Here is a 22,973-nt window from a genome sequence, read left to right as displayed (position 1 = left end):
GGTTTTCCTTAGGCTATAACAACGTTAGATGCGCGATGCTGCCGCGTACTGCTTAAGTAGATCTGGCACATCTAGAATCAATGCAATGTGCCCATCACTCGTGATCGTCGCCCCAGCCATTCCTGGAGTGCCTTGCAGTAAGTTATCAAGTGGTTTGATTACCACTTCTTCTTGTCCGATCAAGGTGTCTACAACAAAACCAACACGCTGGCTGCCAATCTGAACGATCACTACATGGCCGTGACCGGTGCGCAACTCTGCTTCACCCGCATGAGGGGCAAGCCAGTTCTGCAAGTAGAATAGAGGGATAGATTTTTCACGAACGATAATCGTTAACTGACCATCGACAACGTTGGTTCGACTAAGATCAAGATGGAAAATCTCGTTAACACTTGCGAGCGGCAGAGCAAATGGGTGATCACCAACACCAACCATCAGGGTCGGCAAGATCGCCAAAGTAAGAGGTACTTTGATGGTAATCTTCGTGCCTTTGCCAAGCTCTGAGTCGATATCAATTGAACCATTAAGTGTGTTAATAGCCGTTTTAACCACGTCCATACCCACACCACGCCCTGAGATATCAGAGATTTTCTCTTTGCTTGAGAAGCCAGGCATAAAGATCAGGTTGAAACACTCTTTATCAGTCAAACGCGACGCCGCATCTTCATCCATCATACCGCGCTTAACCGCGATACCACGAAGTTTATCAGGATCCATGCCACCGCCATCGTCAACGATAGCAAGTTCAATATGGTCACCTTCTTGTGCTGCAGACAGAATCACTTTGCCGTTACGCGGCTTGCCGTTTGCTTCACGAACTTCCGGCATTTCAATGCCGTGGTCAACCGAGTTACGCACTAAGTGAATCAATGGATCCGCCAGTGCCTCTACTAGGTTTTTATCCAAATCTGTATCTTCACCACGCATCTCTAGCGTGATGTCTTTTTGTAAGTTTCGCGCTAGGTCACGAACGACTCGAGGGAAACGACCAAAGACTTTCTTAATTGGCTGCATACGAGTCTTCATTACCGCACCTTGAAGGTCTGCAGTAACGACATCTAGGTTGGCAACCGCCTTAGACATCTCTTCATCATTGCTATTGAGACCTAAGCTCAATAGTCGGTTGCGTACCAGTACTAGCTCGCCCACCATATTCATAATGGTGTCTAGTGTTGATGTGTCTACGCGAACCGTCGCTTCAGCTTGTGGCTTTTTCACCGCTGGTGCTTCTGCTTTTGCTGGCGCTTTAGCGGGTGTTTCAGTTTTCGCTGCTGGCTGAACGGCAGGAGCCGCTGGCTGTGGCGCTACTGCATTGAAAGAAGCGGGTTTAGTCGCGGCTTCAAGCTCTTCTAGTGAAGGGCCTTTTCCATTGCCGTGTAGCTCATCTAAGAGCTTCTCAAACTCTTCGTCCGTCATTAGGTCATCATCACCTGACGCTTTAGGAGCTGAACTCGATGCAACTGGTGCCGCCGGTGCAACAGGAGCAGCTTCTAATGAGTCGACTGAAGGGCCTTTGCCTGCGCCATGAAGTTCATCAAGTAAACGTTCAAATTCATCGTCGGTAATATCGCCACTCATATCAGCAGCAGACGCTGCTACTGGAGCTGGCGTTGCTGGTGCAGCTGCACCAGGAGCCGCGCCTTTTCCATGCAGCTCATCAAGTAGTTTTTCGAACTCATCTTGAGTGATGTCATCAACCGACCCTACGCTTTCAGCAGTCGGAGATACTGGCTCAGGCACAACAACTGGCTCCTCTATCACAGGAGCAGCCATCGGTTCAGCTGCGATAGAGGCGCTCAATTCGTCTTCAGACTCAGGCTTACAAAGGCGGTGTAACTCATCTAGCAAAGCCTGATCTGCTGGCTGCAAAGGGTCACGAGTCTGAACGGCAGAAAACTGTTCATTGACGGTATCCAGCGCGCGCAACATCGTATCCATCAGGCTAGCAGTTACACTACGTTGACCATTTCGCAGAATGTCAAAAACGTTCTCGGCACCATGACAAGTATCAACGAGTTCGGTTAGCGATAGGAAGCCTGCACCACCCTTCACTGTATGGAAGCCACGGAAGATTGCATTAAGCAGATCTTTGTCATCCGGATTATTTTCAAGCTCAACCAACTGCTCTGAGAGCAGATCCAAGATTTCCCCGGCTTCAACCAGGAAATCCTGCAAAATATCTTCGTCTAATTCGTAACTCATAAATACCCCTAAAACCCAAGACTTGAGAGGAGGTCATCAACTTCGTCTTGAGATGAAACGGCATCTTCTCGCTGTTCAGGGTTAATGATTGGCCCTTCTGCAACCAGAGATGATTTCTCTTCTTTATTGGATGTGTTTAGGTTGGCGGCGCTGAATACCGTTAAAATCTCAACCAAACGTCCTTCAACTTCATTCACTAACGCGATAACTCGACGAATAATCTGCCCCGTCAAGTCTTGGAAGTCTTGTGCCATCAAAATTTCGGTCAATTGACCACGCACTTCGGTGCTATCTCCTTCTACACGAGTCAAAAGGTCATCAATGCTATGGCATAAATGCTTAAATTCATTAAGCTGAATTCGACCATGCATTAACTGATTCCACTGAGGACGAACCTCAGTTAGATGACCATTTAATGAATCTGCCAGTGGGAGACATCGCTCAACTGCATCCATAGTGGTATTTGCAGCCTGCTCTGTTTTTTGAATGACATACTGTAAGCGATCCTTTGCATCGGGTATTTCGTCCTTTGCAATTTGAGTCATTCGCTCGTCTAAGCTGAATTGCTTCAGAGATTCATGCAGCTCGCGAGTCAACAAGCCAATCTCATTTAGAATGGCATTTTCACTGTCTCGGTAAATACTTAAAAGCAGTGAGTTGGCGTCTTGTTGTTGCTCGTTTTCTAATAAAGCGACAAGCTCTTTCGCCTGTTGTAACGAAATCATCCTAAATCGACCTAGCCTAACTAATTAAATTAACAAACGTTTTTTTATTATTTACTTATAAACGCTCAAAGATTTTGTCTAGCTTCTCTTTAAGAGTTGCAGCAGTAAATGGCTTAACGATGTAGCCGTTTACGCCAGCTTGAGCCGCCTCGATAATCTGTTCACGTTTTGCTTCCGCAGTGATCATTAGTACCGGTAGGTGCTTAAGATCTGCATCTGAACGAATGTGCTTCAGCAAATCAATACCCTGCATACCAGGCATGTTCCAGTCGGTTACAACAAAATCAAAATCGCCTTTCTTGAGCATCGGCAATGCCGTTAGACCATCATCCGCTTCTTGGGTGTTACTAAAACCCAAATCACGAAGTAGGTTTTTAACGATACGGCGCATTGTTGAAAAGTCATCAACAATAAGGATCTTCATATTTTTGTTCAAAATTGCCTCCACTGATTCAAGCGTCAGTGATTATTCTTCATTGTCTGTCCACACTCGAAGCTTCGAGCGCAAACGCTGCATAGATTGACTAAGGATTTGGCTCACGCGTGATTCACTCACGCCGATCACCTCGCCAATTTCTTTTAAGTTCAGCTCTTCGTCATAATACAAAGAGAGAACCAGAGCTTCTCGCTCAGGCAGAGATTTTATCGAATCTATCAGCGCTTTGCGAAAAGATTCGTCTGCAACGCCTTGAAAAGGCGCGTTATCATCATCCTCTGCCGAGTGAATGACATCATCGGACACACCGAGATCATCAATACCCACAATTTTTGAGCAATTGATATCGGTCAGAGCCGAATGGTACTGCTCCAATGACATCTCTAAAAATTCTGCAACTTCACTATCAGATGGGTCTCTATTCAGTTGCCCCTCTAACGTTGAAATCGCCTGAGTGATCTCTCGGTTATTTCTATGAACCGAACGAGGTACCCAGTCGCCACGTCTTATGTCGTCTAGCATCGCTCCACGAATACGTATGCCGGCGTAAGTTTCAAAGCTCGCCCCCTTACTGCCGTCATAATTTTTCTGTGCCTCAAGCAGACCAATCATGCCCGCTTGTATCAGATCATCGACTTGCACGCTTGGCGGCAAACGACCAATAAGGTGATGAGCAATGCGCTTTACCAGCGCAGAGTATTTTTCCAAAAACGCTTTTTGGCTATTTTGGTGTGCAATGTGGCCGTATGTAAGTGCTTTATTCAAGAAACGGCTCCCCAGAGATATCCGACCGATTGAGTAAGCGTTCCACAAAAAATTCTAAATGCCCCGTTGGAGACTTTGGCAATGGCCAAGTCAGCGCTTTGTTCGCCAGTGAGCTCAAAGCAAGTGCTGCTGGTGAACGAGGAAAAGCATCAACAACAATTTTTTGCTTCTTCACCGCTTGTCGCACTTTATCATCTAAAGGAACACATGCCACTAACTCCAAACTCACATTGAGAAATCTCTCCGTGACGAGCGTCAATTTTGCAAATAATTCTCGGCCTTCTCGGTAGCTACGAACCATGTTTGCAACGACTTTAAAACGCTGTACTTGGTGCTCTTTACTCAATAGCTTAATGAGCGCATAAGCATCCGTAATAGACGTAGGCTCATCACACACCACGACAACGACATCTTGTGCTGCTCGAGAGAAACTCACGACCATGTCGGAGATACCCGCAGCAGTATCGATAATCAGCACATCCATTTCGTCTTCAAGACTACCGAAGGCGCGAATCAATCCAATATGCTGAGCGTGAGTCAGCTCTGCCATTTTCTGCGTACCAGAGGTCGCTGGAATGATCTTGATACCATGTGGGCCTTCCACGATTGCGTCTTTGAGTTCACACTCACCGGCTAGTACATGCCCTAAGTTCTTTTTAGGACGAATCCCAAGCATGACATCGACGTTGGCTAGGCCAAGGTCAGCATCAAGGACCATGACCTTTTTACCTTGACGTGCCATACAAATGGCCATACCTAGGCTGACATTCGACTTACCCACACCACCTTTACCTCCTGTAACAGAGATAACTTTAGTCAGTGAAGGCTGGGTTAAGCGGCGTAGACCGCTTGCTTGGTCTTGTAACATATTTTCTACCATAACATTTGCCCCTTAAGGTGCCTCCACATCACTGTTCCAGTAGTGTGGTTCATTTTCTCGCGATTTCTCTAATAACTCATTTGCCTTGGCCACCATATATTTTGGTTGGGCAAGAACAATATCTTCTGGTACACGCTGACCATTCGCAATGTAAGCAACTGGCAGCGCGTTTTGAACGATAACGCCCAAAAATTCACCTAAGCTTAACGACTCATCGAGCTTAGTTAAAATACATCCTGAAAGCGGAATGCGCTTAAAGTGATCAATGGTCTCTTGAAGCACTTTGCGTTGCGCTGTCGCTGGCAATACAAGGTAGCTATGAATCACTTCGCCACTCTCTTGCATTAAGGTATCCAGCTGTTCGGACAAACGTACGTCTCGCTGTCCCATTCCCGCAGTATCGACCAAAATTAGGCGACGATTCCTTAACTGATATATAACATCGGCTAACTCATCAGAATCTTTAGCAACTCTTACAGGGCAACCCATAATTCTTCCGTAAATAGCGAGCTGTTCATGCGCTCCAATACGGTAAGTGTCTGTTGTGACAAGCGCTACGTTCTCTGAGCCGTATTCCATTGCAGCTCGAGCTGCGAGTTTTGCAATAGTGGTGGTTTTACCAACACCCGTTGGACCTAACAGTGCAACCACACCACCTTTACGCAAAATATCACTGTTGGAGATGGGAATTTGATCGGCAACTAAACCGAGCAATGCCTTCCACGCTTTTGGTGGAGGTGTATCTTCAGGGATATAGCAGGCAAGCTGATCAGATAGCTCTTCTGACAGCCCCATTCGTGTTAAACGTTTAATAAGCATCGCACGGAGCGGCTCTCGTCGCTCGACTTCCTGCCACATCAAACCAGAGACTTGGTGTTCTAGCAGGCGTCGGATCGAAGCCATCTCTTCACGCATATTCTCTAGCTCTTCAGCCGACACATTACTGTCCGCTTGATGACGCTCAAAACGAGAAGGATCGAGCTTGGCGGCTATGCGGCTAGTTTGGCTGCTCGGTCGTGCATCCGATAACAATTTAGAAAATGGAGAATCCGCTTTCAGTGCACCGTGAGCTTCATCTTTGCCAAACCTCGAGATAGGCGCGTGGTCATCATGCGCGTGACGAGCGTCAGACTGACGTCTAAGCAGCGCCGTCAATGAGTCTTCGTTCTCTGACGGTGGTAGCTCTTCATCACTTTCTGGTGACTTGTAGTGTTTGAGCATATTTGCAAAACGTTGAGTCATCGATGAGCTGGTCTTATCACTGCCGCGATTTAGGCTTACTCGATCCTCGTCTAACTGACGCTCTGGCTTACGTGCCGGTGCACTGTACTGTTGCTGTCGTACTGCAGGGACAGACTTATTTGCCGATGCTCGACTCGCAGGCTCAGCATCAATCGCAGCCACAATTTCTACACCGCCAGCAACTCGCTTATTAGACATAATGACGGCGTCATCACCGAGCTCTTCTTTCACTTGCAAAAGAGCGGATCTCATGTCTTTGGCGAAAAATCGTTTGATTTTCACGATGGTTTTCCGTCTAACGTTGAGTACTTTAAGTGCTGAATAACTCAACGACCAAAATACGCATATTATTTAAATATTTGGCTTGTCGAATAACGACATACCGAAATGATTAGTTTCCTACCGCTTGAACAATTCTTATTTGTTTCTCGTCAGGAATTTCTTGATACGACAACACTCGCAGAGTTGGTATCGTATTCTTAACAAACTTGGCTAATGTGCCTCTCAACACACCTGAAGTAAGCAACACCGCTGGCTCACCCTTAAGCTCTTGGTCTTGGGTTGCTTGGCTCAATGACGTCTGAAGCCTCTCTGCCAAACCAGGCTCAATGCCTGCCGATTCTCCTCCAGATGCCTGCATTGTTTGATGCAATATTTGTTCCAGTTCAGGGATTAGTGTAATAACTGGCAATTCTGGCTCTATACCATTGATTTCTTGGACAATAAGTCGCTTCAAGGCAATCCGTACTGCGGCAGTTAAAATGTCAGGTTCTTGACTCTTTGCCGAATACTCTGCCAGCGTTTGAACGATCGTGCGGATATCACGGATAGGTATTGCCTCATTGAGCAGATTCTGCAGTACTTTCACTACCACACCCAGTGGTAATTGGTCCGGAACAAAACTCTCCACCAATTTAGGTGCACTCCTTCCCAGCATCTCTAGAAGGTTCTGGACTTCTTCATGACCTATCAATTGAGAAGCATTATTGACAAGAAGTTGGCTAAGGTGCGTCGCAAGTACCGTTGACGAATCGACAACCGTGTAACCTAAAGCTTGAGCGTGCTCTTGCTGGTCAGGACGAATCCAGCTGGCTTCTAAGCCAAAAGCCGGATCGATGGTTGGTTCGCCCTCAATCATGCCATACACTTGGCCAGGGTTGATGGCTAACTCCTGGTCTGGGCGAATTTCAGCTTCACCTACCGCAACTCCCATCAGAGTAATTCGATAGCTATTAGGGGTAAGTTCAAGGTTATCTCGAATATGTACCGCTGGAATCAAAAAACCAAAATCTTGAGACAGCTTTTTACGGACCCCTTTGACTCGTTCGAGTAGCTCTCCCCCTTGGTCGCGATCCACCAGCGGAATCAGGCGATAACCGACTTCTAGACCGATGATATCGACTGGCTGAACATCATCCCATGACAACTCTTTTAGTGACGCAGGTTCAGAGTCCGCTGTAGCGGGTAAGCTGGGTTCCTCTTTACGTTGTTTCTGTTTCTTGTTGATCCAGTAAGCCCAAGCTCCGGCCATAACGGCAAGAAAAAGAAAAGCAAAGTGTGGCATTCCAGGGACAATACCCATAACCCCTAGAATACCAGCGGTAATAGCGAGCGCTTTAGGGTTGTCGAACATCTGGAATACCAGCTGCTCTCCCATATCCTCATCGGTATTTTGGCGCGTCACCATAATTGCAGCACCGATCGACAACAGTAAGGATGGTATCTGTGCAACTAACCCGTCACCAATGGTGAGCAGCGTATAGATTTCAATAGCCTCTCCGAATGCTAAGTCATACTGAATCATACCGATGATAAGGCCACCAACAATGTTAAGCATTAGTATTAAAATACCAGCAATCGCATCACCTTTTACGAACTTCGACGCACCGTCCATCGAGCCATAAAAATCAGCTTCTTTTGTGACTTCAGAGCGACGTGTTCGAGCTTGTTCTTGGTCTATCAACCCTGCGTTAAGATCGGCATCAATCGCCATCTGCTTACCTGGTAATGCATCCAATGTAAAGCGAGCACTCACCTCAGAAATACGGCCAGCACCTTTGGTAACAACCATGAAGTTAATGATCATCAAGATCAAAAACACCACCAAACCGACGGCGTAATTACCACCGATAACCACATTACCAAAAGCTTCAATGACGTTACCAGCCGCACCTGGCCCTTCATGACCACGCAGTAAAACCACACGCGTAGAAGCGACGTTGAGCGCCAAACGAAGTAAGGTTGCTATCAAAAGCACTGTTGGAAATGCGGCAAAGTCCAATGGTCTACGGGTATATACCGTGACAAGCAGTACGACCATTGCTAAAGCAATGTTAAAAGTAAAAAACAAGTCGAGCAAAAATGCAGGCATCGGCAATACAATCATTGCCAACGTGGTAAGCACCATGATGGGTGCGCCAACAGCAGGTAGTGCTTGAGTTGGAATACGCGGCAACTTGTCCGCAAAAGGAAGGCTAAATTTCATACAAGCGTGGTGGATTCTTTATTGGCTGTCGCGTTATCTTCTCTGCGTAATTCCTACGCTTCTTCATTCAGAAATAAAGCAAGAATTGTACCTAAACTAAACGTCAAAAAAGCTGTCCTTTAATAAGAACAGCCTTTATGAGCAAAAGTCCGATTAACTTTGGTAACTGATTTCGCCGGAGCGTTTGGTCAAATCAAAATCAACCACTGCAACACCGGAAGTTACAAACATTGGTGGTGTGGTGTTGGAGGCAAACACTGATGTCATATAGCTAACGAGCGGTAAATGCGAAACAAGCATGACACTGTCGAGCGCCTCGACATCAGCAAGGGCACACACATACTCAAACACATCATCTGCATCCCCATAAGGGGTAATGTCATCAAAGGTTTCAATACTTCTAGCGTCAAATTTGTGACCAATATTATCCCAAGTTTGTTGTGCACGAACGTATGGGCTCACAAGAACTTTGTCAATATTGACTATGCCTTGCGCTACGAGTTGATCAGCTGCCGCCAGATTTTTATCAACACCATTTGGAGTCAGCTGTCTCTCAGCGTCCGATGATGCAAACATTTCCGCTTCACCATGACGCATAATAATCACTTTCATTGCTTTAACCTCTATTTGTCACGGGGCTAAAGAGGTTGACACCATGTTATTTAGGCTCAAGCTCCCCGAGTCGTAATCGTTCATTTTCTTGCTATTTTGTACGACATACAAGTATCACTAGTACAAACCTGTGACATGCTCGTACTAATCGAGCTAATTTCGTGCAACCAATAAGCAACCCATTACATAAAATGATAGCACTACCTCTACACCATGCTTTCTAAACAATGCCATTCAAAGCACTTTTCTCATTAACAAATTTACCTACAAACCATTTAACCCCATACTATATTGATTGTATCTAAAGTTAATTTCCTAGTATTTCGGACAATCAGACAAATACAGCAACTCTGCCTTATCCTTTTGCTGTTCGCTCGACGCTTGAGACGTCCATTAGGTTTTCTCATATAATGATTCGGTGCCTATACTCCCGGCTTTTTTATTCGCACCGACTTACCCTAGATCGGAGTTTTTCGTGCATATAAGTCCCAATGATAAGTGTCACTATCGAACTTTAACTCTTGATAATTCATTACGGGTATTACTCGTTCAAGATGAACAAGCACAAAAATCAGCAGCAGCCCTTGCTGTCAACGTGGGTCATTTTGATGATCCTCGCGATCGTGAAGGTCTCGCACACTACTTAGAGCACATGCTTTTTCTTGGTACTGAAAAGTACCCTAATGTTGGCGAGTTCCAGCGATTCATCAGCCAACATGGTGGCAGTAATAACGCTTGGACAGGAACTGAACATACATGTTTCTTCTTTGACATCAGCAACGACACGTTCGAACAAGGCCTAGATCGCTTTAGTCAGTTCTTCATTGCACCGCTGTTTAATCCCGATGCCGCCGACAAAGAGCGACACGCGGTGGATTCTGAATATAAAATGAAGCTGAATGACGACAGTCGACGTCTCTATCAAGTTCACAAAGAACTTGTCAACAAGGCGCACCCGTTTAGTCAGTTTTCAGTCGGTAACATCGAGACACTGGAAGACCGAGAAAATGAGTCTATCCGTGATGTGGTGATGGATTTTCATCAGCAACAATATTCGTCAGATATCATGACTCTGGTTCTTATCTCCCCTGAATCGCTGGATACGTTAGAGGGTCATGCCAGAAGCTATTTTTCGGCAATCATTAATAACCACAAAAATGACAAGCAAGTCTCTGTTCCTTTGGTTAATCCTAAGAACATCGGTTTAAGAGTGAACGTAGAACCGCTCAAGGAGATGCGTAAGCTGTCCATCGCCTTTGTCCTGCCGGCGATGGACGACTACTACCAAACCAAACCTCTGTCTTATATTGCGCACCTCATTGGCTACGAGGGGCCAGATAGCCTCATGCTCAAACTCAAAGATGCAGGTTGGATACTTGGTTTGTCTGCAGGAGGGGGGGGCAGTGGCAGTAACTATCGAGAGTTTACCGTCAGCTGCTCGTTAACTGAGCAAGGCTTAAATCACATCGACGAGATTATTCAAGCGGTTATGCAATATATCCGTCAAATCGAATCAGAAGGGCTACAAGAGTGGCGCTATTGGGAGAAACAAGCGGTCCTTGAAGCCGCTTTCCGCTTTCAAGAACCCACTCGAACCATGGATAAAGCCAGTCATCTTGTGATTAATATGCAGCACTACGACAGTGAGGATTACATCTATGGTGACTATATGATGGCCGCCTACGACGAAATCTCAATAAAACACTGCTTGAGTTTCTTCACGACACAAAGTGCTCGTATTACGCTGGTTGCTCAGGGGCTCGAATATAATCAGCAGGCCAAGTGGTATTTCACCCCCTACTCTTGTCGAAGCATCACCGAAGAAGAGCATGCGTTTTATTGCGAGCCTGCTACACAGTTTCAAGCCGCGCTACCAGATAAAAACCCGTTCATCTGCTACGACCTTGAACCTAAACCTGTCGAATTAGATCTTGATAACCCGGTGATTATCGAGGAAGCGGAAGGCTTCACTTTATGGCACCTACAAGACACGGAATACCGTGTACCTAAGGGCATGACTTACATCGCTATTGACAGCCCACACGCGGTAGCGAGCCCAAGTAATATCGTTAAGACACGCCTGTGTGTCGAAATGCTGCTCGACTCTTTAGCGCAATACACCTATCAAGCTGAAATTGCCGGTATGGGGTATAACCTATACACCCATCAAGGTGGCGTCACATTAACGGTTTCTGGTTTTTCAGAAAAGCAGCCAGAATTACTCAAAATGATACTGAAGCAGTTTACAGAGCGCAGTTTCAATCCTGAGCGATTCAATACCATCAAGACACTACTTGCTCGCGCGTGGAATAATTCAGCCAAAGATAGACCTATTTCACAGCTGTTCAACGCGATGACCGGGTTATTGCAGCCAAATAACCCACCAACCTCAGAGCTCGCCAAGGCTCTTGAGTCGATTGAACTCAATGAACTGCCACCATTTGTGGAACAACTGCTGGCGACCTTACACGTCGAAATGTTTGTCTATGGGGATTGGACAAAAGATGAAGCACTGGATCTTGGTGAAACCATCAAAGATGCACTGCGTGTGAAAAACCAAAACTACGAAGAATCCCTGCGACCACTCATTATGCTAGGTAATCAAGGTACCTATCAGCGCGAACATGAGTGCGGACAAGACGACTCCGCTGTCGTGGTTTACTATCAGTGTGACAATTCAGACACCCGCTCCATTGCACTCTATTCCCTTGCTAACCACCTTATGTCAGCTGCGTTTTTCAACGAGATTCGTACCAAGCAGCAGTTGGGTTATATGGTGGGGACGGGCAATATGCCATTAAATCGTCACCCGGGCATTGTTGCTTATGTTCAGTCGCCTAAAGCCGGTCCGAGCGAGCTTATCCAGTCCATTGATGAGTTCTTAAATGCGTTCTATATGGTGCTGCTTGAACTTGATGATTACCAGTGGCATAGCAGTAAACGCGGCCTTTGGAATCAAATTGCGACGCCAGATCAAACCATGCGCAACCGAGCGCAACGTCTTTGGGTGGCGATTGGCAATAAAGACCACGACTTTAATCAAAAAGAGCAGGTGCTTGATGAACTGAAAGAGCTCACTCGTGCTGACATGATTCGCTTTGTGGTCAACGAACTCAAACCGAGAACATCGAACCGTCTCGTCATGCACACTAAAGGTAATGCTCATAAAGACTGCGAGCCACTTTCACTTGGATATGAAATTGGCTCGATAGAGGAGTTCCAGCTGAAACCCAAAGATTGTCAGCTCGGCTAAGCGTGTTCCGAAGCAACAATCGCTTTTAGGCTGTGAGGGTGAAGCTTGATACAGACACCTTGGTGTTTAAATGCAACGGTGGGATTATTAAGACGCTCGCCCTCTCCTTTCGGGCTCGACAACTTCATCTTGATGTCTAACTCGTCCAGTTGAGACAAGGTAGCTGTCAAACCAGGTAATCGTTTGGTGAGGTCTTCAAGATAAGACTCTGCCGTCTCTGCTTGAGAGGGAATAACAAACTCCACATGCTCCCACCCTTCTTGTGGATAGAGCTTACCTTTGGCAGGAAAAGGAAGTTCCAAGCACTCAATCGCCCAATGGCTAGTCTGTAAAGGAGAACTAAACTCACTCACGATAATCGGTCGGCCATTAATCTCCGCTTGAGAAATTTCAACGCCTCGCTTTGCCCACTCAATACGGGCCTGTTGAGCTATTTCAGAATCGTTAATTCTCAGGGCAATATGGTCCGCCTGATAGTCAGATAAATCCATTCCAAGGCGCTGAGCGAGCTGCTCGATCTTAAGCATAAAAGCAGGTAAATCCTCGATCATCTGCTGAGGTGTTAAACGCTTCAATGATAATGAAGTCATGGTTTTTCTCTTGTTGAGCCAATTTGACAGGCAATATACCCCGTTCGTAGCAAAATTTCCCCAAATCCTCTCTGTATGACAGCAAATAAAATTGTTATCATTAGCGCCATTTTTGTGAACTCAAACAAAACTCGGGCTGTTATACCGAGCTTTTCGTCCTTGAAATGAAGGAAACGCGTGTGAATATTCAAGCACTTATTAATGACAAAGTATCTCAGGCTCTTGAAGCCGCTGGCGCACCTGCAGGCAGCCCTGCCGCAGTTCGTCAATCAGCAAAGCCACAATTTGGTGATTACCAAGCGAATGGCGTAATGGGCGTTGCTAAAAAACTCGGCACAAACCCACGAGAATTTGCTCAAAAAGTGCTAGATGTTCTAGACCTTGATGGCATCGCAGGCAAAGTTGAAATCGCTGGCCCTGGCTTTATCAACATCTTCTTAGATGAAGCATTTCTTGCAAAGCAAGCAGACTCAGCTCTGGCTGACGCTCGTCTAGGCGTACAAGCAGAAGAAGCAAAAACCATCGTTGCTGACTACTCAGCACCGAACGTAGCAAAAGAGATGCACGTTGGTCACCTCCGTTCAACCATCATCGGTGATGCGGTTGTTCGTACGTTGGAGTTCTTGGGTCACAAAGTTATTCGTGCCAACCACATCGGTGACTGGGGTACTCAGTTCGGTATGCTGATTGCGAACCTTGAGCGCGTTCAACAAGAATCGGGCGAAGTTTCTATGGAACTTTCTGACCTTGAAGCCTTCTACCGTGAATCCAAAAAGCTTTACGATGAAGATGAAGCCTTTGCCGAGAAAGCACGTAACTACGTTGTAAAACTGCAAGGTGGTGACGAGTTCTGTGGTGAAATGTGGAAGAAACTGGTTGATATCACCATGATTCAAAACCAGCGCAACTACGACCGTCTAAACGTATCACTAACACGTGACGACGTCATGGGTGAAAGCCAATACAACCACATGCTACCAGGCATTGTATCTGACCTTAAAGCGCAAGGCCTTGCGGTTGAGGATGATGGTGCTCAAGTTGTGTTCCTTGACGAGTACAAAAACAAAGATGGCGACCCAATGGGCGTTATCATCCAAAAACGCGATGGCGGTTTCCTATACACCACCACAGATATCGCGTGTGCTAAATACCGTTATGAAGAGCTAGGCGCTGATCGCGTACTTTACTTCATTGACTCTCGCCAGCATCAGCACCTAATGCAAGCATGGACTATCGTTCGTAAAGCAGGTTACATTCCTGAATCAGTGTCTCTTGAGCACCACGCTTTCGGTATGATGCTAGGTAAAGATGGCAAGCCATTTAAGACACGTGCGGGTGGCACTGTTCGCCTAGCTGACCTTCTCGATGAAGCAGAAGAGCGTGCAGCGAAGCTTATCGAGTCTAAGAACCCTGAGCTGGATGCTGAAGAAAAAGAGAAGATTTCTCGCACTGTTGCAATGGCAGCGGTTAAATACGCAGACCTATCTAAGCACCGTACCACTGACTACGTGTTCGACTGGGACAACATGCTAGCGTTTGAAGGTAACACTGCGCCATACATGCAGTACGCATTCACACGTGTATCTTCTATCTTCGCTAAAGCTGGTGTTTCGATGGACTCTCTACAAGGTGAAATCAAAGTCACTGATGAGAAAGAGAAAACACTGATTGCGAAACTCATGCAGTTTGAAGAAGCAGTACAGTCTGTCGCTCGCGAAGGCCAGCCACACATCATGTGTAGCTACCTGTTTGAACTTGCTGGTCAATTCTCTAGCTTCTACGAAGCATGCCCAATCCTAGTGGCTAAAGATGAATCCGTAAAACAGAGCCGCTTGAAACTTGCTGCTCTGACAGCGAAGACCATCAAGCAAGGTCTATCGCTACTGGGTATTGATACCCTTGAGCGTATGTAATCTCGCTCATCGATAAACGAAAGGTTGATGTGAAAACATCAACCTTTTCTTTTTCATCTAAGTCAAAGGATTCTGATATGAGCTTTGAACTCCACCCACAACTCGCAAAAGACACAAACCTTATTGGTCAATTCCCTCTGTGTGTCGCTCTCCTACATAAAGACAATGCCGTACCTTGGATTATTCTGGTACCCAAACGTGAGAACCTGAGAGAGCTTCATCACCTCCCAATGAAAGAACAGCAGCAGTTTCTATTGGAGTCACAAGCCGTCAGTCAAGCACTAGAGGCAACCTTTCAACCCGATAAGCTTAATTTTGGTGCACTGGGGAACATGGTGCCACAACTGCACATTCACCACATTGCTCGTTTTAAAGACGATATCGCGTGGCCTGGGCCGGTTTGGGGAAACACCCAAGGTGAGTTTCGTGAGGAAAGCGAACAGGCCAAGTTGCTGACCAGAATCCAAAACGTGCTCTCTCTGAGTTCCCTATTCACGAAAGCATGATAAAAGAAGGCCAGAACAACAAAGTGCTCTGGCCTCTTATCTCTTAATACATTAATTGTTGCTAACTGGCGTTTGATAGAAAAACTTCTCTACTACTTTCTCTAGGCCGAGGATCAAGAATATCAGTCCAAAGAACACCACAACACCATTAAAGTAACCTTCCATCAACACCGAGCTCCCAAAGATCGCTCCAATAATGCCCATGGTGATGAACTTACCACCAACGAGAGAAAGGTAAGACGTTACTCCGCGCCCAATTTTATGGACCGTTGCTTTACCTTTTGCCTGCCACTTTTTTGCAGTAAAGCCTTCCAGCCAAATAAAGAAACACAAGCACGCCTGCATCAAAACACCGACCAACACCGCTACTTCAATACTGCTAACGGTAAACCACGACCAATAGTGGTTAGCCACCAATACTGCTGTAATACCAATAACCGATTTCGTCATAAATGGGATGTTCGATGTCATAGTGTTTCTCTGCGTTTGATTGATTGGGCAACTAAGTGAGCAACCGCTCCTTAGCGAGTGAGTTCAATCTTACGTTGATACGCACTATTAACTTGCCATTTTACGCCACATCATCATGTCATTAACTTAACATCACAAAGAAAAAAGGCTGAGTACCCTACCCAGCCTTCAGCTTACATTGTCACAGTTACCGACAAGCCGTCATCTTTAGTCACAGCGTATCGCACGCTTTGCTTCTTGGTGATAGGGTTCGTATCTAAGAGCCGAGATAGCTTGCCTTTTTGAATCCAAATGTCGAGCATGGCATCGATGCCATCCGCGCTCACGCCGAAGTGTTGAGCAAGTTGCGCCTGACTCATGGTCCCTTGCTGACAAATATACTCATACAGCTGTGAGACTATCATGCGTTTTGCAACTCCATGACGTCGCACTGTTTTCCCTTACGCTTAAAAATACCGAAGGTCAGCACATAAGCGGCGATGATCACCACCATCCAAACGGCACTCGTCACTGGGTGATCGGAGAAGTGAGCAGCTTGGTAATAGAAAGCAGCACCAAAATAGGCCAATGCCATTGTCCACACGGCAATAAAGCGAGCGAACATTGCGCCAAACTCTTTCACATATGCCCCCATAGCGGCAACACAAGGCGTATAGAGCAAAATGAAAATAAGGTAAGCAAATGCCGCATGACCTGAAACAAATTGCTGTTTGATGTTGGCAAATATCGACGTATCAACTTCTTGCTCTTCAGCCACCGCGGCGGTATCACTCAGGTCGCCGACTTCGATACCCAGAGGATCTGAATAGCTTAGGCCCATTAGATTGTCCGGTATCGACATCACTGCCTCTTCCAAGCTGGCCATCAAGTCGAAGGCCTCATCTTCACCTTCTGCCGAGGTATATAGATTGTTCAGCGTGCCCACAACCGCCTCTTTGGCAAAAATGCCGGTAATGATACCGACCGTTGCTGGCCAGTTATCTTGCGAAACACCGATAGGCGCAAATACAGGAGTAACCACTTGAGCCGCTTGAGATAGAACAGACTTCTCACTATCCTCATTGCCAAATGAACCATCAGTACCCATTGAATTGAAGAAGCTCAATAGTGCAACCACCACCACAATTGTCTTACCGGCACCAAGAACAAATCGCTTGAGCTTCTGCCAGGTTTTGATCAAAACATTTTGCATCGTTGGTAGCTCGTAATCTGGCATCTCCATCACTAAGCTGTCGCTGCTGCCTGGGTAGAGCGTTTTTTTCAAGAATAGGCCGGTAAACACCGCAGCAACGATACCTAGTAGGTACAACGCAAACACAACATTTTGCCCCGAACCGGGGAAAAAAGCGGCTGCAAACAGGGCATACACCGGTAAACGAGCACCACAGGACATAAACGGAGCCATCGACGCTGCAAGCTTACGCTCACGCTCTTGGTCAAGAGTACGTGTCGCCATGATCGAAGGCACATTACAACCGAAACCAAGCACCAATGGCACGAAAGCTTTACCCGGCAGGCCAATCTTCTGCATGACTTTATCAAGTACAAATGCAGCACGTGCCATGTAGCCTGAACTTTCCAAGACGGCTAAGAATAGATATAAGCAGGCAATCACGGGAATAAAGGTAGCGACTGTCTGAATACCGCCTCCAATACCGTCGGCCAATACCGTCACTAACCAAACAGGCAAGTGATCATCCAATAGGTAATGACCACCATCCACCAGCAATGCCCCTACACCGATATCGAAGAAATCGATGAACGCACTGCCGATGTTGATAGAGAACATGAACATCAAATACATCACAACAAAGAAGAAAGGGATGCCAGTCCATTTGTTTAAGGTAAATTGATCGATTTTCTCTGACATGCTGCGGCTCAGCCCCCCATCTTTACGGCGGACCTTTTTGCACAGTTCATGCAGATAGCTGTAACGCACATTCGCAACTTGTAGGTCAACATCAACCGCGATATTGGCGAGCGCTTGGTTGACACTTTGACGAGGCTCTTCTGATAAACTGTTCACAATCAGGGTATCTTGTTCAAGTGCGCGTATAGCGAGTGCTTTGGGGCAAACATTGCTTTTTGAAAATAGCGGCACCAAATGCTCAACTTGCTCCGTCATTTCATCGCCATAATCAAGCGCAAAGTCTTGCATGACAATACCTTGCACCAGCATTTTATGCAGCTTTTCTTTAAAGCTCGCCACTTGCTCTTTATTGGTTGCTGACAGTAATAAAACCGGACAACCCAAAGACTTCTCCAGTGCCTTGATATCGATACGCTGGCGCTCACGCTTTAATGCATCGAGCTTATTCAGCACCACCACCATCGGACGACCAAGCTCACGAAGCTGAGTCGTCATGTACAAACTACGCTCTAAACTGGTGGCATCAACCACATTAATAATCACGTCAGCAGGAAGAGTAAGTATGGCTCTCGAAGCTATCGACTCGTCGATACTATTGCTGTCATTGCCGCTATCGAGTGAGTAGATACCTGGAAGATCGGTTAACTCAAACTCGTCACCAGCGTGCTTGAACTGTCCAGTTTTTTTCTCAACCGTAACCCCTGCCCAGTTGCCCACTTGCTGCTTTGCACCCGTTAGCGCATTAAACAGCGTCGTTTTACCGCTATTAGGGTTACCAACAGTTAGAATGGTGTAGCTCATAATGTTACCTCAATCTTTTCCGCTATCGCATTGCGCAATGCGATGGATACCCCTCTCACTTCAACTTGTAATGGGTCTCCCATAGGAGCGCGTCGAACCACTCGAATCTCGGTAGCAGGAAGAACTCCCATGACCATGAGCTTTTTGCGAACGACAGTATCAAGCAAATTGAGCCCATCTATGGTTGCTGTTTGACCGGGGTTAAGCTGAGATAACTTCATTGGAGAAAATCGCTATTGATAATTATTACTATTTGCAATGGTACCTAGAAAATTAGATTCCGTCTTAGATTGAAATCATATTTTCCACTTTTGTTATGAGGCTATTACGCAGTTGTGTTTCTTCATTTCCACAGTCACTCGTTAAAAACGTCAAAAATACTTTTCACACTTACTGCTACTTTTATCCACAGCAATAAAAATGCCAAACTGACCAAAATAAAAACACGATAAAATCAGCTACTTATATTTACAGCTTCCGTTATGTCGCTTTTGTTACACCACATTGTCGTTAATTTAATACGTAAAATAAGTCGATTTTCGTATAGTTACCTCAACCACGGACAAGAGCAATCACTCTTGACCAGAACTGAATTCCAGAGGTGTTGTGTCATACGATGCAACACTCCGGCAGCAAGCGAAGGTGTCATTGACACCCGTGGTATAGTCCCCCCGGCTATACCACGTTCTTTTTTTTATTCCCTTATCATCCTATTTAAAAGCATCAGACAAAAAAACGGCACTCATACGAGCACCGTTTATCAACCGTGAAGCAAAAATCCCAACAACTTAAATCGTTTCTGACAACTCAATCTGGGCATCGACAAACTGAGAAGGTGAAAGCCCGTAATGCAACTTAAAGCGTTGGCTAAAGTAAGAGTGATCATTAAAACCGCAATCAAATGCAACATCCGAGATACGCTGCCCCCCCAATAGCTTTTCACACGCATTTTCCAAACGAACCTCAATCAAGGCTTCGGTAAATGTTTTGCCAGTAATTGCCTTAAATTTACGCTGCAAGTTGCGCTCTGATGTAAACAGCGCCTTTGATGCAACCGAGGTACTAAACTGTGCGTCCGCGTAGTTGTCTTCAATCAGTGCATCAACGCGGTGCAACCACGCTTCTTGGTCACTAATATGACGTGTCGTTTTCTCTAGATCTTCGGAAATCGGAGGTTGATTCAATAACAGGTTATTCGATTTACTGACGTCAGCTTGTACATGACACTCTGCACGCTCCCATTCGAGTATCAATCTATTCTCTTGAGGTGAACTATGGCGACTAAGTTGTGCACCTGACAGAGCCGCATGATGAGGCAAAGACTCAAATGACAACATACTACTGCTCACCTTGTGGCCATCAAATGCAAAATTTGGTAGCTGACGACCATAATCTTGAATCGATAGATAGATAGAGCAATCGTCGCTTCGCCAGCTGATCGACAGTGTCTCCCCTTTGGTCAATCGCCTTAAACTTGCGGCCAAAATCGTATTGAGAACACTATCTAAATTGAGCTGCTGCACCAACCCGCATTGACTTGTCTCCTCGGAGCTCAACTCCAATGCCACTCCCTTCTCATTAAATTCCATTTGCCAACACTCTACGACCGCTTTAGAAACAGGCAATAAATCAAAAGCTATGGGTTCATAAACACAGTGCTGACTCGATAAACGCATCAATAGCTCGTACCGTTCCCATTTAAAAGACATCAAAAGATTGTCCTTGTCGCTGCAAGCATCAGCCGATAGGCGAGACAGCAACTGCTCACGGACTTCAATTTGCTTACGCAGTGATTTGTTATTGTTGAGGACAGTTCGGCTTTGGTGTTTTAGCTGGCTGGTCTTAAGAGCGACCTGCGCTCGTAATTTTCGGTTAGCAAACATCACTCTGCGAGAGCGCCAAGCGATTAGGCCTATAACCAAAGCAATGGCAAAAACAACGAATAACGCCAAGGATATTGGCTTCAAATACCAGGGCTTGTTCACTGAGAATGTCAGAGTATTTGCCGAGAGTTGTTCCCCAAATCGAGACCGCAATTTAACTTCTAACGTATGTTTCCCTGGCCCTAAACGGTCAAACGTAATCTGTCGCCCCTCATGCGGCGTCCACTCACTGTCACTTCTTAAGCGATAGAACTTATGACTACCTGTGTCACTGGGAGATGTACCGACACGGAAACTAATCGAGTCGCCAAAATCAATCGCTATATTGGATTGCGCCACTCCGCCAATGTGGATAGGTTGAGAATTCACGTCAACTTGGCTAAATATCATTGCGGTTGCTGGTCTTTCTGCATGCATCAGTGTTGTCGAGTCGAAACTCAAAAGGCCAGAGCGAGTTCCAAAAACCAAATAATCCGCATCACTCTGATCATTGAGGCAGATGTCTGCTAAAAATTCATTATTGATCGTGCCAAATGGCGAAGAAAAATGTTGAGTCAATTGCGCAGAAGGAGAATAAAATGAAAGCCCCATTGACGAAGAGAGCCACACACCTTGTTTTGAGGCAACGAGACATCGAGGGCCAATACCTGGGCTCACTGTCTCTAAAACCTCAAATTCTGACGTCTCTAAGTTGATATGGTAAACACCATAGGAAGCGGCTACCCACACTTTGTCATCATAGCGTTCAATATCAATGACTTCTCCGAAGTTGGCTGAGCGCTGAATAAACCGTACACGATTATTGTTGAGCACATAAAGCCCATGATCGGTACCAATCAGCACGGAGTCTTTCCCGTAGGTTTTCAGCTCAGTCACACGTGCTGGCAAATAGTGCCCTATCCACCAGTCTTCACCAAGTGAATGAAAAGCGCCAGTTTCAAGCTCATATCGCCACAGTGTGAGACCTGACACGCCCCATAAGGTATTTTCTGTACCCACTTCTATTGCTGTCGGTGCTGGAACGTCGTTAGGTAAGTGCTGTGTGTTCTCCTCATTGGTAAGAAGGTCAACACGCACAATACCTTTAGGTGTCGCTAACCACAGTTCATGCTGGTATTGTGCAACATCAAGCACTTTGCCTCGGTAAATGAGAGAAGGTGATTTAAAGTTATTTAAACGAAAACGATACAATCCCCCACTTGTTGCTAACCAATACCCTTCACTTTGTTCGCTAGCGGCAAAATAGAGTATTTTCTCACCCCGAGAGAGGACTGACACTTCGTTTGCAGATAGGCGGTCAAAATTGCGACTAAAGAGTGAGTGATATCTCACACCACGATCACTACCGACCCATACCCCTCCCTGCTGGTCATTAACCAAGGCGTAAACTTTGTCACCAACCAAGTTATAGTCGCTCAACTGACTGCTTTGCAGTTGGTTAATCTCTCCAGATATAGAGTTATATACGAAAAGTCCGTTTTCAGTTCCAACCCAATACCCATTGTCGGTTTCTGCGATAGAAAGCACATGCGTATTGCCGATATAGCGAGGCATCTTTGTTTGTTTTTCAATGCCAAAAACTAAGGCGCCATTGAGTGTTCCCACCACCATCTCTTGCTTGCGTTGAGAATAATGTAACTTTTCAATATAGCGCTTACCCGAGACAGGGATATGTTGAAAGCTATTTTGATTTGAGACATATACACCCGAGCTCGTCGCTAATACCCACTTATCACCTACTTTCTCTGCATCGGTCACATAAACTTGACTCGACTCACTTTGTTGATAAACCGATTGAAGCGAATAGCGCTTTAATGCCCCACTCTCTATTTCATAAGTGTAAAAGTCGTTGTCATCAGCAAACCAAAGCCAGTCATTGACGACACCTAACACGCGTATCTGTTGCCCGGGAGTGATCTGTGTTTCGACAATTTGCTGCTGATTTGGCATCAACTTGATGAGCTGATGGTCAACAAAGGTCCAAAAGTGCCCCTTAGCGTAGGTTAAGTGATCGTAAGATTGGGGGAAAATGCTGCCTCTGCTCGGCAAAATATTAGAGCCATCAAAAAAGTAGATATCCCCATGCACATCATGAATCCATATTCCACCATGCTCAGCCACAAAAAGCTGTTTGGTTGCAAAGACTTTGCCTTGTGAGAGGCTCGGAAGAGGATAAAACACAGATGTACGAGTACCCGCTGCATAAACAGCATGTGCAAAAAAACAGCACCATAAAAGGATGGCGTGGAGTAATTTAGGTCTGCGCAATGTATTTTCCGACAACAATCGTTCAACAACAGCATCTTTCTAGTTTTGACCTTAAACCAGGCCTTATTTTT

At 45.9% G+C, this 22,973-nt stretch carries 17 protein-coding genes; 3 read left to right on the top strand and 14 right to left on the bottom strand.

Translation table 11 applies throughout. From position 1 onward, the window contains the following. Positions 1–24: 24 nt before the first annotated feature. From GT360_RS04665 to sixA, 8 genes are all read right to left on the bottom strand, one after another. Positions 25–2,202 (bottom strand): chemotaxis protein CheA, encoded by a 2,178-nt coding sequence (locus tag GT360_RS04665; RefSeq protein WP_164647747.1) that lies wholly within the window; start codon positions 2,200–2,202, stop codon positions 25–27. An 8-nt stretch (positions 2,203–2,210) separates the two neighbouring features. Continuing rightward, entirely contained in the window at positions 2,211–2,927 is a 717-nt protein-coding gene (locus GT360_RS04660) for a protein phosphatase CheZ (RefSeq protein WP_164647746.1), read from the bottom strand. Positions 2,928–2,982: 55 nt separating this feature from the next. Next, entirely contained in the window at positions 2,983–3,351 is a 369-nt protein-coding gene (gene cheY / locus GT360_RS04655; protein ID WP_164649573.1) for a chemotaxis response regulator CheY, read from the bottom strand. A 42-nt stretch (positions 3,352–3,393) separates the two neighbouring features. Next, positions 3,394–4,128 carry an RNA polymerase sigma factor FliA gene (locus tag GT360_RS04650; RefSeq protein WP_164647745.1) on the bottom strand — a complete coding sequence of 245 codons (735 nt, stop codon included), beginning with the start codon at positions 4,126–4,128 and terminating at the stop codon, positions 3,394–3,396. Next, complete coding sequence (locus GT360_RS04645; protein WP_420825441.1) at positions 4,121–4,996, bottom strand: MinD/ParA family protein; 876 nt, start codon at positions 4,994–4,996, stop codon at positions 4,121–4,123. The genes GT360_RS04650 and GT360_RS04645 overlap by 8 nt, the downstream gene beginning before the upstream one ends. 24 nt (positions 4,997–5,020) lie before the next feature. Further along, a complete protein-coding gene (gene flhF / locus GT360_RS04640; RefSeq protein ID WP_164647743.1) occupies positions 5,021–6,532 on the bottom strand; it encodes a flagellar biosynthesis GTPase FlhF in 1,512 nt (503 codons plus the stop codon). Between the two features lie 109 nt (positions 6,533–6,641). Further along, positions 6,642–8,735: a flagellar biosynthesis protein FlhA gene (gene flhA / locus GT360_RS04635; protein ID WP_164647742.1), complete on the bottom strand. Its 2,094-nt coding sequence runs from the start codon at positions 8,733–8,735 to the stop codon at positions 6,642–6,644. Positions 8,736–8,888: 153 nt separating this feature from the next. Further along, positions 8,889–9,347 (bottom strand): phosphohistidine phosphatase SixA, encoded by a 459-nt coding sequence (sixA, locus tag GT360_RS04630; RefSeq protein ID WP_164647741.1) that lies wholly within the window; start codon positions 9,345–9,347, stop codon positions 8,889–8,891. Positions 9,348–9,822: 475 nt separating this feature from the next. Between sixA and GT360_RS04625 the strand changes: the two genes are divergently transcribed. Further along, positions 9,823–12,600, top strand: coding sequence for an insulinase family protein (locus GT360_RS04625; RefSeq protein WP_164647740.1), 2,778 nt, complete (start codon positions 9,823–9,825; stop codon positions 12,598–12,600). On the opposite strand, the gene GT360_RS04620 is transcribed toward GT360_RS04625, so the two are convergent. Beyond that, positions 12,597–13,190 (bottom strand): VOC family protein, encoded by a 594-nt coding sequence (locus GT360_RS04620; protein ID WP_164647739.1) that lies wholly within the window; start codon positions 13,188–13,190, stop codon positions 12,597–12,599. The two genes, GT360_RS04625 and GT360_RS04620, sit on opposite strands and share 4 nt — an antisense overlap. Before the next feature lie 179 nt (positions 13,191–13,369). On the opposite strand from GT360_RS04620, the gene argS reads away from it, so the two are divergent. After that, positions 13,370–15,103, top strand: coding sequence for an arginine--tRNA ligase (gene argS / locus GT360_RS04615; RefSeq protein WP_164647738.1), 1,734 nt, complete (start codon positions 13,370–13,372; stop codon positions 15,101–15,103). A gap of 77 nt (positions 15,104–15,180) precedes the next feature. Further along, a complete protein-coding gene (locus GT360_RS04610) occupies positions 15,181–15,609 on the top strand; it encodes an HIT family protein (protein WP_164647737.1) in 429 nt (142 codons plus the stop codon). Between the two features lie 51 nt (positions 15,610–15,660). Here GT360_RS04610 and GT360_RS04605 read toward each other — a convergent pair whose 3' ends face one another. From GT360_RS04605 to GT360_RS04585, 5 genes are all read right to left on the bottom strand, one after another. Beyond that, positions 15,661–16,080: a hypothetical protein gene (locus tag GT360_RS04605; protein ID WP_164647736.1), complete on the bottom strand. Its 420-nt coding sequence runs from the start codon at positions 16,078–16,080 to the stop codon at positions 15,661–15,663. Between the two features lie 173 nt (positions 16,081–16,253). Then, the gene (locus GT360_RS04600) at positions 16,254–16,484 is read right to left on the bottom strand and encodes a FeoC-like transcriptional regulator (protein ID WP_164647735.1); all 231 of its coding nucleotides are present in this window, start codon (positions 16,482–16,484) and stop codon (positions 16,254–16,256) included. Continuing rightward, positions 16,481–18,751, bottom strand: a complete 2,271-nt coding sequence (feoB, locus tag GT360_RS04595) for a Fe(2+) transporter permease subunit FeoB (protein ID WP_164647734.1) — start codon at positions 18,749–18,751, stop codon at positions 16,481–16,483. The genes GT360_RS04600 and feoB overlap by 4 nt, the downstream gene beginning before the upstream one ends. Next, complete coding sequence (locus GT360_RS04590; protein ID WP_164647733.1) at positions 18,748–18,972, bottom strand: FeoA family protein; 225 nt, start codon at positions 18,970–18,972, stop codon at positions 18,748–18,750. Before GT360_RS04590 ends, feoB begins: the two co-directional genes overlap by 4 nt. Positions 18,973–19,539: 567 nt before the next feature. Beyond that, positions 19,540–22,902, bottom strand: a complete 3,363-nt coding sequence (locus tag GT360_RS04585; protein WP_164647732.1) for a helix-turn-helix domain-containing protein — start codon at positions 22,900–22,902, stop codon at positions 19,540–19,542. Between the last annotated feature and the right edge of the window lie 71 nt (positions 22,903–22,973).

Origin of the sequence: Vibrio astriarenae (assembly GCF_010587385.1) — a bacterium.
In the GTDB taxonomy this organism is placed as follows: Bacteria; Pseudomonadota; Gammaproteobacteria; order Enterobacterales; family Vibrionaceae; genus Vibrio; species Vibrio astriarenae.
The sequence above is the reverse complement of the archived record's forward strand: the minus strand, read 5'-3'. Positions and strand labels throughout refer to the sequence as shown.